Origin of the sequence: Paenibacillus xylaniclasticus (assembly GCF_004001065.1) — a bacterium.
In the GTDB taxonomy this organism is placed as follows: domain Bacteria; phylum Bacillota; class Bacilli; order Paenibacillales; family Paenibacillaceae; genus Paenibacillus_T; species Paenibacillus_T xylaniclasticus.
In genome coordinates, this window is the sequence record NZ_BIML01000004.1 from 408,128 (window position 1) to 425,898 (window position 17,771).

A 17,771-nucleotide genomic window follows, 5' to 3' on the forward strand; every position below is an offset into this window, starting at 1 on the left:
GTTGCTTCGTCGTTTTTTCTCATATTACCGCCCGTATAAGGGCCTATTTTTTCTTGATTTTACATGCGCGGTCATAGCTGGCCTGCTGGAGCTTGCTTTTCCGTTCGCTGTCAGCTCGTTCGTTAACGACCTTCTACCTAATGAGAACTGGGGTCTGATCGTGTTGGGCAGTGCAGCGCTGCTTGCCGTCTATGCGCTCAATACGGCTTTGAATTATGTCGTCACGTATTGGGGACATATGCTGGGCATTAACATCGAGACCGACATGCGCCGCAAAATGTTCGAGCACATCCAGAAGCTGTCGTTCCGATTTTTCGATAACAACAAGACTGGTCATTTGATCGGCCGGATGACCAATGACCTCAATGAGATCGGTGAAGTTGCCCATCATGGTCCGGAGGATGTCTTCATCGCCGTGATGACATTGATCGGTTCGTTCTCTCTGATGGCTTATATCAATCTTGAGCTGGCGCTGCTGACGTTTATAATTATTCCGATTATGTCTTGGCTCATCATCTTCTTCGGCGGGCGAATGACGAGAACTTACCGAAGACTATTCAGAGATGTCGGCAATTTCAATGCCCGCATTGAAGACAATGTCGGCGGCATTCGCGTCGTTCAATCGTTCGCGAACGAGGAGCATGAGAAGAAGCTGTTCGCCATTGACAATATGCGGTTCCGCGAGACGAAGCTGCTGGCGTACAAAACGATGGCCAAAAGCATCTCGGTCAGCTATATGATGATGCGTCTCGTTACTGTATTCGTCATGGTGTGCGGCGCTTGGTTCTTCCTGCACGACCAAATTAATATGGGTGAATTTCTTGCTTTCCTGCTCTTATCCAACATCTTTTTCCGGCCAATTGAGAAAATTAATGCCGTCATTGAAAGCTATCCGAAAGGGCTTGCCGGCTTCAGACGTTATATTGAGGTTATGGATACTGAGCCAGACATCGCGGATGCGAAGGATGCCGTTAATGTGCCTACGCTGTGCGGTGACATTCAATTCTCGAATGTAAGCTTCGGTTATGAGCCCGGACGAATGATATTGAATAACATTAATTTATCGATTCGTGCGGGAGAAACGATTGCTTTCGTCGGTCCTTCTGGTGCGGGCAAAACGACGATCTGCAGCTTACTGCCGCGCTTCTATGATGTAACTGAAGGCAGCATAACGATTGATGGACTCGACATTCGTAAGATGAAGCTGGAGTCGCTTCGCAAGCATATCGGTATAGTGCAGCAGGACGTCTTCTTGTTCTCCGGCTCGATTCGTGAAAATATCGCCTATGGCGATTTGAAAGCGACAGAGGAGCAAATATGGGAAGCTGCGCGGCGCGCCTCGTTGGATGAATTGATTCGCAGCTTGCCGGAAGGCATGGATACGATTATCGGTGAGAGGGGCGTCAAGCTGTCGGGCGGTCAAAAGCAGAGGCTTGCCATTGCGCGCATGTTCCTGAAGAATCCGCCGATCTTGATTCTTGACGAAGCGACCTCCGCGCTCGATACAGCAACGGAGGCGGCCATTCAGCAGGCGCTGAGCGAGTTGTCAGTCGGTCGGACAACGCTCGTAATCGCCCATCGTTTGGCTACTATTAAGAATGCGGACCGTATCGTTGTTATTAATGAGAATGGAATAGCAGAGCAAGGAGAGCACAAGGAGCTCGTCGCGGCTGGCGGAATGTACAGTCGCTTGCATGAGGCGCAGTATAGCTTGAGATAACAGATTCATATAATAAATCCATTATAATGAATGATTGCGTTTACAGGATTTGCAGTATTGCGGTAATGGACAAGAGAGAGTACGATGTAGACATAGAATTTGAATACTGAGCACTGGAGAGAAGAGCCATGAAGATTAAAGTAGATGCCGATGTTGCGCGCTGGTATATCAATGAGATGTCACTGAAGCCCGGTGACCAGATGCAAATATTCGTTCGTCTAGGCGGCTGCGGCAGTGTTCAGCCAGGCATGTCGCTCGGCATAACGAAGGAAGCCTCGAATGCTCCTCGTCTTAGCCAGGTTAGAGAGGGCATCGAGTTCTATATGCTGGAAGACCAGCTTTGGTATTTGGACAATAAAGATTTGGAGCTGCGATTCGAAGAGAATTGGGAAGGCGTAGGATTTGTAGTTGCTTAATAAGTTAGAATCTGGAAAGTCTCAATAATAATAGGTTGTGCAGAAAACAGGTTGTTTGTCTTCTGCACAACCTTTTTTCGTTTATCATTTCGGACGTCCTCTAGCTCATATACATGGGTATCCATGATTCCGTCGAATGGTATCCGAGTTGTTGATAGTTTGGGCATGGCCGACTCTGTGCTCTGTCTTCAAGCTTCGATCAGGGAGGGAGAAGCATGCGTTTCGAACTGCCGGAGGAGCTGGAAATGCTGCGGTTGGTCGTCCGGGAGTTCGCCGAGACGGAGGTCGCTCCTGGAGCGTCAGGAAGAGATGAGGAGGAACGGTTCGATCGGTCGTTGTTCACAAAGATGGCGGAGCTGGGGTTGACCGGCATACCCGTGCCGGAACGGTACGGCGGCTCCGCCGCTGGATGGTTAGCATATGTGATCGTGTTGGAGGAGCTGGCGAGAGTGTGCGTCTCGACGTCAGCTGTATTAGCTGCACATACCGCTTATACGGTATGGCCGTTATATCGGTACGGGAGCGATTCGATTCGGGATCGGCTGCTGCAGCCATATGCTTCAGGGGCACAACTCGGAGGAGCAGGACTATACGAGACGTCAAATTCAGCTGCTTCATCAGCTGTTGAGCTAGTCGAGGAGCAAAGGCTGAATGTCGTTGAGGAGGAAGCCGGAGGCCTCGTCCTGCAAGGTACCCATCCGTTCGTCTTGAACGCTGGAGAGGCGGACGGGTATTTCATACTTGCGCCTTCGAGGCAAACGCGGAGGCTTCATGCATTGTGGCTTAGTGCCGATGCCCCCGGATTGACGGCTGGGAATCGGCATAGCAAGCTCGGTCTACGGGCATTTGCGACCGGAGAGCTTCTCTTTCAAGCATGCCGTATAGAAAGTGGCGATACGGTAGGCCGTGAAGGCCGTGCCCGTGAAATGCTGCAGCCGATTAAGATGATCGCCGCACTCGGCGCAGCAGCACAATCGGTCGGAGCAGCACAAGGCGCTATGGCTGCGGCTACCCGTTATGCGAAGGAACGAAAGCAGTTCGGCGCCCCAATTGGACGACAGCAGAGCATCCTCTTCAAGCTAGCCGATATGTCGGTTGCTGCTGAGGCATCGCGCCTGCTCGTCTATCAAGCTGCATGGCGACTGGATCAAGGGTACAGCGCGGTTCGAGAAGCGTCGCTCGCCAGAACGTATGCTGCCGAAGCGGCTGTTCGCACAGCCTTGGAAGCGGTGCAGATTATGGGCGGATACGGTTATATGCGTGAATTTAAGCTGGAGCGGCTACTAAGAGATGTGAAGTGTTTGGAAACCGCTCTCGCCTTAGGCGGCTTAGAAGGGATATCTCCTATGCGAAGCAAGTCTAAGTCGTAAGGGCAGAAAGGAGCGACTTTATGGGCGGGTCGTTCATTGTCGGGGGAGCGAGAACGCCATTTGGCAAGCTCGGTGGCGTACTTAAAGAGGCAAGTGCAGCGCAGCTAGGCGCCGCAGCGATTCGTGGAGCATTGCATTCTGCTAGTGTCCATGGCGCACAAGTCGAGCAAGTGTTGATGGGAATGGGCATTCAGGCAGGTGCAGGGCAAATTCCGTCTCGGCAGGCTGCGGCAGGAGCGGGCATACCGTGGTGCGTCCCGTCCGATACGATAAATAAAGTATGCGCTTCGGGAATGCGCACCATTGGATTAGCAGACAGCATAATTCGCGCTGGTGACGCTGCAATCGTCGTTGCCGGAGGAATGGAGAGTATGAGCGGGGTTCCGTACGGCTTACGTTCTGCCAGATGGGGCATACGGATGGGCAACGCTGAATTGATAGACCTGATGCTGCATGACGGTCTGTTGTGTGCGTTCGATGGCGTGCCGATGGCAGTCCATGGCAGCCGGGCTGCTCTTCGATACGGAATCAGCAGGCAGGAGCAGGATGAATGGGCGCTTCGAAGTCATTCTCTTGCGATTAGTGCAGCGCTGCAAGGAAAGCACGCGGATGAGATGGTGCCCTATTCCATATCGAACTCGATGGAGATAACGGCAGATGAGTGTCCACGTAATGATACGAATCTTGTGAAGCTGGCTCAGCTCAAGCCTATTTATGTTGAAGACGGAGTTGGAACAATTACAGCGGGTAACGCTCCGGGCGTCAATGACGGGGCGGCAGCTTTACTGCTTATGTCGCAGGAAGCGGCAGACAATGGCGGGCATGACAAATGGGCAGAAATTATCGGTTACGCGTCGGTTAGTATGGAGCCTCATCAATTAGCGGAAGCGCCTGCATTCGCGATCCGAAAGGTGCTGAAGCAAACTGGGGTTTCATTGGAATCGATCGATTTGTTCGAAGTGAATGAAGCGTTCGCTGCTGTCGTTCTGTCCTGCGCGAAGCAACTTAATTGGCAGGACAATAAGGTTAACGTGAACGGAGGCGCGATAGCGATCGGTCACCCGATCGGTGCGAGCGGCACGCGTATTGTTCTGACATTGGTGAAGGAGCTGCAGCGGAGAGGCGGCGGGCTGGGCATTGCAGCAATATGCAGCGGCGGTGGGCAGGGAGATGCGCTACTCGTTCGAGTGGGCTGAATTGTACGATACTCGTCCCATTTGATTAGAAGAGGGGTGAGGTCAATGAACATCGAGCATGTGTTGGTCATCGGAGCAGGTCAGATGGGGAGCGGTATTGCAGAGACGCTGCTCAGCAGCGGCTATACGGTTACTCTGTACGATATTTATGAGGCAGCAATAGAACGAGGTGCCGCTGCCATCCGCCGCGGACTGACAAGGGCGGTCGCCAAAGGGCGTATGACGGAAGAGGAGCAGGAGGCTGCGCTGTTGCGTCTTACATGCCAAAGCTCGCTCGAAACGGCTGCAGAGCAGACGAACCTCGTGATTGAAGCGGCGCCGGAGTCGCTTAGCGTGAAGCAGCAGCTGTTCCGAACACTAGATGCTAGCTGCGCGGCGGGCGTTATTCTGGCAACGAATACGTCCTCTCTCTCTATTACAGAGCTCGCCTCGGCGACGAAGCGTCCGGATAAGGTGATCGGGATGCATTTTATGAATCCAGTGCCGCTTATGCCGCTCGTCGAAATAATTCGCGGTCTATCGACGTCCGACGATACGTTCGAGGGAATTGTAATGGTGGCGAAGTCATTGGGCAAAACGCCGCTGGCAGTCCGCGACTTGCCAGGGTTTGTGTCGAACCGCGTGTTAATGCCGATGATCAATGAGGCAGTCTATGCGGTATATGAAGGTGTAGCCTCTCCCGAAACGGTCGATAGCATTATGCGGCTCGGCATGAATCATCCGATGGGTCCGCTGGCATTAGCGGATCTGATCGGGCTTGATACTTGTCTGTCCATTATGGAATCGCTGCACACCGGCTTTTGCGACAGCAAATATCGGCCTTGCCCGCTGCTGCGTCAATATGTGAAGGCAGGTTGGCTAGGCAAGAAGAGCGGCCGCGGATTTTACGTCTACGAATAATAATCTCATGTCGTTCTTTCGTGCATACAAGGGGGGAGGGCGGTGGAGCTTCAGTTCACGGCAGAGCAGGAGGCGTTCCGGCAGCGAGTTCAGCATTTCGCGGAGACGGAGGTTAGAGACGCCATTCCGCGCATGGAAGCCGATGGTGAATACTCATTTCCTGCCGGACTGGTAGCGCGAATGGGTCAGCTCGGATTGATGGGTATCCCGGTGCCTACGGAGCTTGGCGGTGCGGGAGCGGATTTTATCTCGTACATTGCTGCCATACAGCAGCTGTCCCGTGTAAGCGCAGCGGTAGGCGTCATTGTGTCCGTGCATACGACGGTCGCTACTCTCCCAATTATGAAGCACGGTACGAAGGAGCAGCGTGAGCAATTCGTCCGCAAGCTGGCATCTGGTCAGTGGCTTGGCGCATTCGCATTAACGGAGCCTAACGCGGGGTCCGACGCGGCATCCATCCGAACGTCTGCTAAGTATGAAGGCGGCTGTTATGTGCTGAATGGAACGAAGATGTTCATTACAAATGCTGGTGCAGCGCAGCTGTATTTGACGTTCGCCGTGACTGATCCGGAGAGAGGGACACGCGGCATTACGGCTTTTCTCGTCGATAGCGGAACATCGGGACTTCGTATAGGACGCAAGGAGCGTAAAATGGGGCTTCACGGCTCTAACACTTGTGAGCTGTCGTTCGACAATGCACACGTTCCAGAGGCAAGACGGCTAGGTGCGGAAGGCGAAGGCTTCGCAATCGCGATGGGAGCATTGGACGGTGGAAGAATCGGCATCGCCGCACAAGCGCTCGGCATAGCGGAAGCGGCGCTGCAGCTTCTTGAAGAAGGCTTGCTCAAACGTACTGCGGCAGGCAGCGGAGGAGGGCGAGTCAGGCGTGCGGCCGAGCTTGCTGAGCTTGATGAATTGTCTGCCCGTGTAGAGGCGGCGAGATTACTCGTGTATCGGGCGGCCTATTTGTATCAGCGGGGCAATGCATGCACGAAAGAAGCATCAACCGCGAAGCTGTTCGCTTCCGATACAGCGGTTGAGGCATCAGGAGCTGCTGTTCGGCTGCTCGGGCGCGAAGGATACTCAAGCTGCTATCCGGCTCAGCGCCTGTTCCGCGATGCGAAGGTGACACAGATCTATGAAGGAACGAATGAAATTCATCGCATTGTGATCGGCAACCACCTGCTTCGTTCTTGAACTATGAAGGCCAAAAGGCTGTAAGATGAGTGCAACCGTTGATGACTTATTAAGTGAAGTAGGAGGTGAAAACGATGAGTTTGTCACCCGGTCAGAAGCTTCGTGATGCGGTTAAGGCGGAGCAGCCGCTGCAGCTTCCAGGCGTCATTCATGCTTACGCGGCTCTTCTTGCCGAGAGCGTTGGATTTCGCGCTTTATATATTTCCGGGGCAGGCATCGCGAATGCGTCCTTCGGATTGCCGGACCTCGGCATAACAACGATGAACGACTGCGTAGAGGAGGTCCGAAGAATAACCCATGTGACCAAGCTGCCGGTGCTCGTTGATGCAGATACGGGCTTCGGCAGCGCTTTCGCGATTGCTCGGACGATTAAGCAGCTAACTAGAGCCGGTGCCGCCGGCGTTCATATCGAGGACCAAGTATCGGCGAAGCGGTGCGGTCATCGCCCGAACAAAGCGATCGTTAGCGCGGCTGAGATGATCGATCGAATCAAGTCAGCCGTAGATGCTAGAGAGGACCCAAGCTTTGTCATCATGGCGCGCACAGATGCCATTGCGGTCGAAGGGCTTGCAGCAGCAATCGAGCGGGCTTGCGCGTTCGTGGAAGCGGGTGCAGACATGATCTTTCCCGAAGCGGTCACTCGGCTTGAAGACTATCGAGCTTTCGCAGATGCAGTAAAGGTACCGGTACTGGCGAATATGACGGAATTTGGCCGCACTCCGCTGTTCACCGTGGAGCAATTGTGCGAGGCAGGCGTCGGGCTGGTGCTCTATCCTCTGTCCGCGTTCCGTGCGATGAGTGCGGCAGCATTGAATGTATATCGGACCATTCGTGAGCATGGGACGCAGCAGTCGATCCTGAATACGATGCAGACGAGAGATGAGCTGTACCATCATTTGAATTATTGGAATTACGAGCAGCAGCTAGACCGATTGTTCGGACAGGAAAGGGGCGAAAAGTAGATGACGCTCAAAAAAGAAGGCGGTCTTGCCGACGTTGTCGCCGGCCAAACCTCGATCTCAACCGTTGGCAAGAGGGGCAAAGGCTTATCATACCGCGGATACGCGATTCAAGACTTGGCTCGCTACGGAAGCTTCGAGGAAACGGCTTTCCTGCTGTTATATGGAGAACTGCCGAATGAGGATGAATTGTTCCAGTTTCGATCTCGGCTGGAGAGCAAGCGGCGGCTGCCATCTGCACTATGTACGATATTAGAGCAGCTTCCCGCCGATTCTCATCCGATGGATGTGCTGCGTACCGGAATATCGGCGCTTGGCAGTCTTGAACCGGAGAACTACAGCTATGGCGCAGCACATATCGCGGAGCGGCTAATTGCTTGCAGCGCTTCAATCGTGCTTTATTGGCGGCATTTCCATATGAACCAGATTCGCGTGGAGACGGAGCTGGAAGGGAGCGTAGCCGAGCATTTTTTGCAGCTGCTTCATGGACGCAAGCCAAGCAAGATCCATGCGAATGCGCTTGATACTTCACTGACGCTGTATGCCGAGCATGAATTCAATGCTTCGACGTTCGCAGCGAGGATAACCGCCTCGACGCTATCCGACTACTATTCTGCCGTAACGACTGGCGTAGGGACGTTACGCGGCAATTTGCACGGCGGCGCGAATGAGGCAGCGATGGAGCTGATTGAGGCATTCTCAAGCCCAGAGGAGGCAGAGGCCGGTATTCATCAAATGCTGCTCCAGAAGCGGCTCATTATGGGGTTCGGTCACCGTGTATACACCGTTTCCGATCCGAGATCGAACCTCATAAAGGAACAGTCGCGTATTCTGTCTGAGCATGAGGACGACTGGAAGCTGTATGATATTTCGGAGCGGATCGAATATGTCATGCAGCGTAAGAAGAAGCTGTTCCCGAATTTGGACTTTTACAGTGCATCAGCTTACCGTCTGCTCGGCATTCCGAACAATCTCTTTACGCCGTTGTTCGTCATTTCTCGGCTTAGCGGCTGGACCGCGCATATTATGGAGCAGCGCAGCAGCAACCGGCTCATTCGTCCGAATGCGGAATATATTGGACGCGAACAGCAGCCATGGGTTCCCTTAAAGGATCGATTATAGGTGAGGAGGAGCGCTGATGTCGACGTTCATTCCTAACCATCGTCCAGAGCCGGACGATCTGCTGGTTCAGCTTGCGGATTATGTTGTCCAGCAACAGGTTGGAAGTACGGAAGCGTATGAAACCGCACACTATTGCCTCATGGATACGATCGGCTGCGGCTTGCTTGCGCTCTCGTATCCCGCTTGCACGAAGCTTCTCGGACCGGTAGTGCCTGGGACGGTCGTACCTCACGGAGCGCGTGTGCTTGGTACTTCCTATGAGCTCGATCCGGTTACCGCTGCGTTCAATATCGGCTGTATGATCCGATGGCTGGACTATAATGATACATGGCTTGCCGCAGAGTGGGGTCATCCGTCCGACAATGTCGGCGGCATTCTGGCAGCGGCAGATTATGTCAGCAGGAAGAGGAAGGCAGCAGGCGAGCAGCCGTTTCTTGTGAAGGATGTTCTGACGGCGATGATTCAAGCTCATGAAATTCAAGGCGTGCTTGCGCTCGATAACAGCTTCAACCGAGTTGGACTCGATCATGTCATTCTCGTCAAAATTGCTTCGACCGCCGTTGTTACAAAGCTGCTGGGAGGCAGTAAGGCAGATATTATTACGGCACTGTCGAACGCTTGGCTGGACGGCCATTCCTTGCGAGCCTACCGGCATGCTCCGAATACAGGGACGCGTAAATCGTGGGCAGCTGGTGATGCGACAAGCCGCGCGGTGCGGCTTGCAATGCTGACGCTGCAAGGCGAGATGGGTTATCCGTCCGCGTTGAGCACGCCGGTATGGGGCTTCCAGGACGTGCTGTTCAAGGGGCGGCCGGTGACGCTTGCTCGGGAGCTTGGCAGCTATGTGATGGAAAATATTTTGTTCAAAATAGCCTATCCTGCGGAATTCCATGGACAGACTGCCGTCGAATGCGCCATCAAATTGCATCCGGCTGTTAAGGATCGCTGGGAGGAGATTGAAGCGATTGAGCTGACGACGCACGAATCGGCTCTGCGCATCATAGACAAGAAGGGACCGCTTCATAATCCAGCTGACCGCGATCATTGCCTGCAGTATATGGTTGCCATAGCATTGCTGCATGGCGAACTGAATGCTGATCATTACGAGGATGAGGCGGCAAGCGATCCGCGGATCGATCTGCTCCGCAGCAAGATGAAGACGTTGGAAGATGTACGTTATTCTCGTGATTATCTAGATGAGAACAAACGTTCTATCGCTAATGCAGTGCAGATCCGTTTCACCGATGGTACCGTTACCGAACGGGTAGAAATTGAATACCCGCTCGGTCATCGTCGAAGACGGGATGAGGGATTGCCGCTGCTGAAGCGGAAATTCGAATCGAACGTGAGAAGCTGTTATGCACAAGAACAGGCGGATGCGATTATTCGGGCTTTCGCGGACCCCTTGACGCTACAATATATGCCGGTTGATTTCTTAATGAGTTTGCTTGCTGTGCCAACGGCATCGGGAATATAAGAATAACCCGGAATCCTTGTAACTGAGGATATCCGGGTTACTTTATTACGGATGAGGCGCCCAATCAGTAATATGACATGGTTTATGTGGAACAAACCGCTCGGAGCAGTTAAGATAGGAGGATGATCTTTTAAATATTCAAACGATAGTAGAAGCAGGAAAGGTGATCATACGATGTCGGTAAATTTTTGTACAGCATGCGGAGCTCCTATGGAGAATCGGATCATCGACGGGGTAGAGCGGCGTGTATGTTCGTCTACTGCTTGCGGTGCGGTGCATTGGGGCAACTATAGTATCGGTGTCGGTGCGCTTGTCCAAAGAGACGGTAAAATATTGCTCGTGCGAAGAGCTCAAGAGCCTGGCAAAGGCAACTGGACCATTCCAGGCGGCTATATCGAACAACTGGAACCGATCAGTGAAACTGTCGTTCGGGAGGTGCTCGAGGAAACGGGAATACAGTCAAGCGTCGTAGGAATCGTGGCGTTGAGAGATCAGCCTCGCAGTGTACATAACGTATATATTGCGTTCGAGATGACATATATCGGTGGGGAACCGGTGCCGGACGGTGTCGAGGTTGATGCGGCAGGCTTTTTCTCGTTGGAGGAGCTGCGTTCGATGAAGGTTGCTGTTTTTACACAATGGTTAATCGACGCAGTACTCAATAAGAAGAGTGCTGGATTGCTTAAAGATGAGCAGCAGATGTCTCCCGACAGCAAGAACGAATTTTTCTCGGCTCTATAATGCACTGCATGTCACACCAATAGGCTGTCCTTCTGCTTAGCTCATGGGCAGCAGAAGGACAGCCTGTTTGCTGTGTTCACGAATGAACGGATCGCGGGCCTACATCCGAACGATGACTGAACCGCCTCCGCTCGTGATGACACGGTTCTGCTGTTGTTCGAGTGTGCGCAGCAGCTTATTGTTCTCTTCCATCAGGCGGATCAAATAGTCCATTCGGCTTGCAAGCTGCATCAGTGCGAACGTATCCGAATAGGCTGCTCCGTATGGATTGGCCGACTCATGGTGCTGCGCTGACAATGCGGCAGCCGGTTGAATGCTCACAGGCTGGTTCAGATTCGACTGTTGTATGTGGGGCGGATAACCGCTGCTATGGGAATGCATGACGCTTGCACCTCCTTGCATCTGGACGAATGTACTGTATCATACGCCGAATTGGTCGCAATTGTTCGCCTTGCAGCAGAATATAGGATTCGATGCGGACAACAATGGAGCCAATCGTTTTCTACTAACCATATACTAGCAGGAAAAGGACTGCACGAATCTGCTGGATGGGGAGGAACAATGGCATGAAAGCGATCGTAACCGGAGGAGCCGGATTCATCGGTTCGCATCTCGTGCATGAGCTGCTGGAGAGAGGGATGGACGTTCATGTCATTGACAATATGAGCACGGGGAATCTCCGTAACGTGCCCAGCCATGCTGTTGTACATCTAGCCGATGTCGCATCGATGAAAGCTTTGGACATTGTAGTGAAGCACAAGCCAGATGTGTTGTTCCATCTAGCGGGGCAAGCAAATGTCGCACGTTCAATGACTGACCCTGCTGAAGATACGAGGGTGAACGTGCTGGGCACGGTGCAGATGCTCCATGCAGCTGTTCAAGCGAACGTATCGAGGTTCGTATTTGCCTCAACGGCTTCTGTGTATGGGGCGACTGTAAAGGAACGTCTATCAGAGACAGATCCTGTGGAACCGGTGTCATTCTATGCGCAATCCAAATGGACATCGGAGCATTATGTACGGTTGTTCGCAGGCCTGTATGGATTAAAGACGATTATTCTTCGTTTCTCTAACGTATATGGTCCGCGTCAGATGCCCCAAGGGGAGGGTAATGTCATTCCGCTGCTTCTAGCATGCCTTCGTGACAGGAGACCGCTAACCATCCATGGGGACGGCAATCAGACGCGCGACTTCGTCAACGTTCGAGACGTCGTCGCGGCGTTGATCGCGGCTGTTACTAACGGCGATAATAATCTGTATCATATTAGTACCGGCATTGGCACATCTATTAACGAGCTGGCCCGGCAGCTCGTGGCCATTCACCAAGCGGACGTGCCGCTGTTATATCTTCCGCCAAGAGCAGGCGATACGGAGCACAGCTGCCTAGATAATAGCAAAGCGAAGAAGGAGCTGGGGTGGGAGCCGAAAGTGACGTTGGCGGCAGGGCTACGAGAGGCATATACCGTATATATGAATCACAATCCGTAACGGTTGAACCAGGCGCGCACGGCAGCGGTAATCGTTATTTGACCTGGCGAAAGAGGGGTGACGGAGCTCGCTTTGAGAGCGGCTGACATCGGTTGAAAAGGCTGAGCCCTGTTCGGCAGCTCCCGCACTCGAACGGGTGTTGGCTGAATCGTGATCCCCATCGCATAGGCGATAGCACCCGCTTTGCTGATGGCGTTTCGGACCGCCAACGCTAGCGCCTGATTCTCATACAGTTCAGTATTGCTCAGAGTATAACGGATTCCAGTAACGGTATTCGCGCCATTCGTTACTGCGGTATCAACTAATATGCCTGCTTGGTTCATTCTGTCTGTCGTAATTTGAAGCAGATGAGTCACTTTGTACCCGCGAAACAGCTGCTTTCCGTCAATATAGTCGTACTCGGTTTCTACCCGGTAATCGACCGTTTGAATCTGTTCAGGCGGAATATTCAGCTGGCGCAGCGATTGGATGACCTGCGTCGTAATCGTTGCGTTGTCGGCTTGAACGGTGCGAAGCTCCATGCCTTCGCTGATGACGCCCAACGTAATGATTGCGCGATCCGGTTCAGCCGTCACTTGGCCTTCACCTTCTACTTTAATGGTATATGGCTGATGGTGATCTGCTTGAGTGTGCTGCAATTGCTTCGATTGATGGTCGTACATGGTTGGACAACCTCCTTCATCAGTCAAAGGCGAGGGAAAGCTTCTCTATTGGTTAAAATATGGCGCTGCGGCGATGTTCATGACCGAATTAAGGTGCGGATAAGATAGAGCTTGTCTGAATATCGCTGCACCAATGTTCGTCGGTATTACTTCTGGCTGGTCGCTTTCGACATTGGGAAATGAGAGTCGCTATGATATAGTGGAAGAAAGAATCGATAACGGATAAGCAGAAACGGAGCGTATCAGCATGAAGGCAAAGGAACCATCCCAGCAGCGCAGTCACAAACCTCGTGTAGGGGCGCAGACGAGCAGTTACAACGGACAAAATACGAGCAAGTTGGCTAAGCGCGGGGAGCGGGATATGCAACGAGCGAATAACAGTATAAGTACAGGAGAAGGACGGCGACGTTCCGGGGAAGTATCGGAGCCATCGAAGCAAACGGTGAATCGCAGTAGCCGTACGGCTTCGTCTAATTCAACGTTTAATCGAAATAACCGTAATGTGCAATCAACTACCGTAAAATATGGTCGCCACGGAGCCAAGGGACAGGCGGCTACGGCTGAGGATGTTCGTGTAGGAGATCAAATCGTCGTTACGATTAAGCGCGTCGGCATTAACGGCGAAGGAGTCGGCTACTATAAGCGGAAGGCGGTATTTATTAACGGAGCGCTGCCAGAAGAAGTGGTGAAGGCGAAGATCGTCAAGGTCGAGTCCGGGTATTTGTCTGCTGAATTGGTTCAGATCGAGAAGCGTTCGCCGGACCGGCAGCAGCCATCATGTGCCGTGTACGATATGTGCGGCGGCTGTCAGCTGCAGCACATGAAGTACAGCGCGCAGCTGAAAGCAAAGGAGGAAATTGTACGCGAATCGTTCCAGCGATATGCAGGAGTTCAAGAGCTTCCGATGCGCCCGATAATAGGGATGGAAGACCCGTGGGGATACCGCAACAAGGCGCAGCTACAAACAGGCCTGGCAGGTGAGGATATAATAACCGGATTATATGCGGCAGGCTCACATCGGCTTGTCGATATTAGCGGCTGTGCCGTACAGCATCCAACGATAAATCGTGTCATCGATCAGGTGAAGCAGGTGCTTAAGGAGCTGAACATTCCAATCTATAACGAGCGTACAAGAGAAGGCTCTGTTCGGACAATTGTAGCTCGGATTGGCCAAGCGACAGGCAATGTTCAGTTGACGTTTATCACAGCAACCGACCGGCTGCCTGACTCGAAGCGGCTTGCAGCGCGTATTCGCGAAGCCATCCCGGTTGTCACGACGATTGCTCACAATATAAATAACGGGAAGACTCCGCTTATTTATGGCGATAAAACGATCATCCTGTGGGGCAACGAGCGTCTGGACGAGAAGCTTGGAAACGTAAAGTTCGCCTTGTCTCCGAGAGCATTCTTCCAATTGAATCCGGAGCAGACGGTGAAGCTGTACAACGCTGCGAAGGAAGCCGCGCAATTGACAGGCTCAGAGCTCGTCGTCGACGCATACTGCGGTACGGGCACGATCGGCATGTGGCTGGCACCGGATGCGAGGGAGGTACGCGGAATCGAAGTTATCGCCGAGGCGGTGAAGGATGCGAGAGCGAATGCAGCCGTAAGCGGTATCGAGAACGTTAGATTTTACGAAGGACGTGCAGAGCAGCTGCTTCCGGAATGGGTCAAGCAAGGCATCCGACCAGACGTTGTCGTCGTCGACCCGCCGCGCACCGGCTGCGAGCGTCCACTGCTTGAAGCTTTGGCTGTCGCCAAACCGAAGCGGATCGTCTATGTGTCGTGCAATCCATCCACGTTAGCGAAGGATTGCAGAGTGCTGCTCGACAGCGGCTACCGTCTCGAATGGGTGCAGCCGGTGGATATGTTTCCTCAGACTAGCCATGTGGAGTGCGTAATATTGATGGAATGGAGGGGCGAGCCTAAATAGGCTACGCCCCCTGTTTTAGCGGGTTTTGGAAGTTGTAAGTAATTTCGACTGAACCGTCGGCGTGAATGTCAATACGGTTTATCATCTTGTGAATCATGTCTCGAAGAATTTCCTCGTTGCTTACGTCAAGAGCGGCAAATTTCATCAGTTCAGCCTTAAACGCCGATACTCTCGATTCCGTATCAAGTTCGTGGGCGATCTCAGTTTGAAGTCGAGCCATCCGTTCTTCTAATGCTTGGCGTTCGTTTTTAATTGCCCCGCAACAAGCATTGAACAACTCCTTATCGATCTCGCCGCTTGTCCATTTCCTCGTAAGCTGAACGATTTCTTTATCTAACTTGCCGATTTCTCGTTGAACTTTATCGAGTTCCTTAACTGCGTTATTTTTTCTCACTCCTGCTCGTTGAATGGTTACATCAACTAAAGACTGCATGTTAAGCGAGTTTTGAATCAGGTCTTTCAGGTTGTCTAGTACCACTTGTTTTAGGACGTTATGCTTGATGATGTGAGATGAACATTTTTTCGAGCCGTTCTTTTGATATGTAGAACATACGTATGATTGACGATCATTCTTAAAGTTCATCCCCGCACCGCAGTCTGCACAATACGCGACTCTTGCAAACAACGATTTTCGTCCTCTTCCCCTGAACACACGTTTAGACTTCTCCTTCATTTTCTCCTGTACCGCTTCAAACTGCTCGCGAGTAATGATAGGTTCATGCGCGTTAGGAACGACAATCCAATCATCCTCATCGATCTTATGCCTTTTCTTATAGCCCTTCTTTTGAAGATGAATTTTATCATTGCTGTCTACTTTGGAACGTCCTTGCACCAAGTCGCCCGTATAATGGCGGTTGGTTAGAATTAGTCGAAGCGAGGAGTCGTGCCACTTGGTTCCGTTCTTTCTGGAAGGAAGAATTCCTTTATCATTCAGATAATTGGCGATTGCCTGAACGCCCATTCCTTCGTTCAGATACAAATTGAAAATCAACTGAACGGTCGGGGCGTGAACAGGATTCGGAACTAATTTGCCGGGTTTTACTTTGTCGTAACCGAAGGGAGGCGTACCGTGAAATTTTCCTTCTCGCAATTTCACGGCAATGCCCCAACTGACGTTGTATGATGTATCCTCGCTCTGTCGTTGATTGACCGCAGAAATGACGGCCAACACCATTTCGTCGTTTATTTCCCCTTCTCTCGATGAAAACAAGGTTACATTATGGCTGTGAAGGGTTCGGACGATATGCAGGGTGTCTGCCGTGTCTCTCGACAATCTCGATAAGGCTTTAATAAGAACGACATCGAACAATCCTCGTTCTGCATCCCGCAACAACCTTTTTAGGCTTTCGCGGCGGGCTGTGCTTGTCCCGGTAATGCCTTCATCTGCATAAACGTCTACAAGTTCCCAACCTTTTTCTTTTATGTGGTTTTCAAAGTACGATACCTGACTTTCCAGACTATCCTTCTGGCTATCGAGGCTAGTGCTAACCCTTGCATAAATGGCACATCTCATGCGCATTCTCCCCCTCTGGAAGCATGTTTTTGAGATGTGACAGTATTCGCTTGTCCATTATCGTATGACTGCTCGATCAGCGTGTCAATACGTGCTTTCAGCAATTCAAGCATTAAGGTTTGCAGAGTATTGTCGCTAGAGAAATTGCGAGATACTTTCATGATTTTCCCCCCGTAGGATTTCTCGCCTTCTCTATCGCTGCAGGTGTCTAAATAATTGCGATGGACTGCTTAATTTTGATTTCCAAAAAGGGAGTGCAAAAGTATAACCCATCTAATGGCTGTAACAATCAGGAAAGAAGTTCATTTTTTCTAGGTGAAATCGGGCAATTTTCCATACATAAGATTACATTTTATCCTGAGAAACCTTAAAAAAAGGTAGCCTTCGTTCTGCCGCCCTCTCAGTTAAAGTAAGCCGCTTCATGGATTATTTTTCATTAGGAAAAATGTTGTGATTTTACAACGCTTTGTTAATATTGCGGAGCCTTTTCTTATATTGAGATTGCAACCAATTCAGACCGAAGGGGCGGTGCTCGATGGAACGTTTTTACACCATTCGAGAGGTAATGGAGATTTTGCAACTTTCTTATACAACCGTTTATGGAATGTGTGCGAACGGTACTCTCTCTAGCGTCAAGGTAGGCGGTTCAATCCGCATATCGCAAGAGAGTCTAAGAAAATTCATACTGGAAAACACGAAGGGAGGTCAAAAAAATGGATGACATGGAAAAGTTCTTGGGCCGCTTATATTCAGCCGAAGATGTCGCAACCCTTTTGAACATTGAAATGGTCACATGTTACAAGTGGCTTCGCGAGGGGCGAATTAAAGCCATGAAATTGGCTAATACCCTATGGCGTGTCAGAGAAGCGGATTTACGAGCATTTATTGAGCAGTCCATTGAGGAAGGGAGATGTTAGGCATGGAGAGATACTACACGCTATCTTCAATCTCTCGGAAACTTTCAGCCTCGAATAAATCCCAATTCGTGACCGAGGACACGGTGTGGAAATGGGTCAAGCAAGGAATTCTGAAAGCCGAACGAGTCCCAGATAATATTGGAGTTGTCAAGAAAAGTGCA

18 protein-coding genes are annotated in these 17,771 nt (G+C 51.6%); 14 read left to right on the forward strand and 4 right to left on the reverse strand.

The features are described 5' to 3' along the window. Position 1 precedes the first annotated feature (1 nt). The 10 genes from PXY01_RS07295 to PXY01_RS07340 all read left to right on the forward strand — a co-directional run bounded on the left by PXY01_RS07295 (position 2) and on the right by PXY01_RS07340 (position 11,098). Complete coding sequence (locus PXY01_RS07295) at positions 2-1,720, forward strand: ABC transporter ATP-binding protein (RefSeq protein WP_127568857.1); 1,719 nt, start codon at positions 2-4, stop codon at positions 1,718-1,720. A 128-nt stretch (positions 1,721-1,848) separates the two neighbouring features. Then, the gene (locus PXY01_RS07300; RefSeq protein ID WP_127568763.1) at positions 1,849-2,136 is read left to right on the forward strand and encodes a HesB/YadR/YfhF family protein; all 288 of its coding nucleotides are present in this window, start codon (positions 1,849-1,851) and stop codon (positions 2,134-2,136) included. A 215-nt stretch (positions 2,137-2,351) separates the two neighbouring features. Continuing rightward, positions 2,352-3,506 carry an acyl-CoA dehydrogenase family protein gene (locus PXY01_RS07305; protein WP_127568765.1) on the forward strand — a complete coding sequence of 385 codons (1,155 nt, stop codon included), beginning with the start codon at positions 2,352-2,354 and terminating at the stop codon, positions 3,504-3,506. Positions 3,507-3,526: 20 nt separating this feature from the next. After that, positions 3,527-4,702: an acetyl-CoA C-acetyltransferase gene (gene mmgA, locus PXY01_RS07310; RefSeq protein ID WP_127568767.1), complete on the forward strand. Its 1,176-nt coding sequence runs from the start codon at positions 3,527-3,529 to the stop codon at positions 4,700-4,702. A gap of 45 nt (positions 4,703-4,747) precedes the next feature. After that, a complete protein-coding gene (locus PXY01_RS07315; RefSeq protein WP_127568769.1) occupies positions 4,748-5,602 on the forward strand; it encodes a 3-hydroxybutyryl-CoA dehydrogenase in 855 nt (284 codons plus the stop codon). A gap of 42 nt (positions 5,603-5,644) precedes the next feature. Continuing rightward, positions 5,645-6,799, forward strand: coding sequence for an acyl-CoA dehydrogenase family protein (locus tag PXY01_RS07320; protein ID WP_127568771.1), 1,155 nt, complete (start codon positions 5,645-5,647; stop codon positions 6,797-6,799). 74 nt (positions 6,800-6,873) lie between these two features. After that, complete coding sequence (gene prpB / locus PXY01_RS07325) at positions 6,874-7,761, forward strand: methylisocitrate lyase (protein ID WP_174721808.1); 888 nt, start codon at positions 6,874-6,876, stop codon at positions 7,759-7,761. Next, a complete protein-coding gene (locus PXY01_RS07330; RefSeq protein WP_127568773.1) occupies positions 7,762-8,880 on the forward strand; it encodes a citrate/2-methylcitrate synthase in 1,119 nt (372 codons plus the stop codon). 16 nt (positions 8,881-8,896) lie between these two features. Then, positions 8,897-10,357, forward strand: a complete 1,461-nt coding sequence (locus tag PXY01_RS07335; protein WP_127568775.1) for a bifunctional 2-methylcitrate dehydratase/aconitate hydratase — start codon at positions 8,897-8,899, stop codon at positions 10,355-10,357. A gap of 174 nt (positions 10,358-10,531) precedes the next feature. Next, positions 10,532-11,098 (forward strand): NUDIX hydrolase, encoded by a 567-nt coding sequence (locus PXY01_RS07340; protein ID WP_127568777.1) that lies wholly within the window; start codon positions 10,532-10,534, stop codon positions 11,096-11,098. 99 nt (positions 11,099-11,197) lie between these two features. On the opposite strand, the gene PXY01_RS07345 is transcribed toward PXY01_RS07340, so the two are convergent. Further along, entirely contained in the window at positions 11,198-11,413 is a 216-nt protein-coding gene (locus PXY01_RS07345) for a hypothetical protein (protein WP_373864283.1), read from the reverse strand. Between the two features lie 251 nt (positions 11,414-11,664). Between PXY01_RS07345 and PXY01_RS07350 the strand changes: the two genes are divergently transcribed. Next, a complete protein-coding gene (locus tag PXY01_RS07350) occupies positions 11,665-12,585 on the forward strand; it encodes an NAD-dependent epimerase/dehydratase family protein (protein ID WP_127568781.1) in 921 nt (306 codons plus the stop codon). Here the strand turns inward: PXY01_RS07350 and PXY01_RS07355 are convergent. Further along, complete coding sequence (locus tag PXY01_RS07355) at positions 12,573-13,247, reverse strand: SIMPL domain-containing protein (RefSeq protein ID WP_127568783.1); 675 nt, start codon at positions 13,245-13,247, stop codon at positions 12,573-12,575. The two genes, PXY01_RS07350 and PXY01_RS07355, sit on opposite strands and share 13 nt — an antisense overlap. A 247-nt stretch (positions 13,248-13,494) precedes the next feature. Between PXY01_RS07355 and rlmD the strand changes: the two genes are divergently transcribed. Next, positions 13,495-15,180, forward strand: a complete 1,686-nt coding sequence (gene rlmD / locus PXY01_RS07360; protein ID WP_246027826.1) for a 23S rRNA (uracil(1939)-C(5))-methyltransferase RlmD — start codon at positions 13,495-13,497, stop codon at positions 15,178-15,180. A 1-nt stretch (position 15,181) separates the two neighbouring features. Here the strand turns inward: rlmD and PXY01_RS07365 are convergent, their stop codons facing one another. Together PXY01_RS07365 and PXY01_RS22300 are read right to left on the reverse strand one after the other, a co-directional pair. Beyond that, the gene (locus PXY01_RS07365) at positions 15,182-16,693 is read right to left on the reverse strand and encodes a recombinase family protein (protein ID WP_164744326.1); all 1,512 of its coding nucleotides are present in this window, start codon (positions 16,691-16,693) and stop codon (positions 15,182-15,184) included. After that, complete coding sequence (locus tag PXY01_RS22300; protein ID WP_164744327.1) at positions 16,690-16,854, reverse strand: hypothetical protein; 165 nt, start codon at positions 16,852-16,854, stop codon at positions 16,690-16,692. The genes PXY01_RS07365 and PXY01_RS22300 overlap by 4 nt, the downstream gene beginning before the upstream one ends. 374 nt (positions 16,855-17,228) lie before the next feature. On the opposite strand from PXY01_RS22300, the gene PXY01_RS23255 reads away from it, so the two are divergent. Further along, positions 17,229-17,414, forward strand: coding sequence for a helix-turn-helix domain-containing protein (locus PXY01_RS23255; RefSeq protein WP_127568787.1), 186 nt, complete (start codon positions 17,229-17,231; stop codon positions 17,412-17,414). Further along, complete coding sequence (locus PXY01_RS07375) at positions 17,407-17,610, forward strand: helix-turn-helix domain-containing protein (RefSeq protein ID WP_246027827.1); 204 nt, start codon at positions 17,407-17,409, stop codon at positions 17,608-17,610. Before PXY01_RS23255 ends, PXY01_RS07375 begins: the two co-directional genes overlap by 8 nt. The last annotated feature ends 161 nt before the right edge of the window (positions 17,611-17,771 follow it).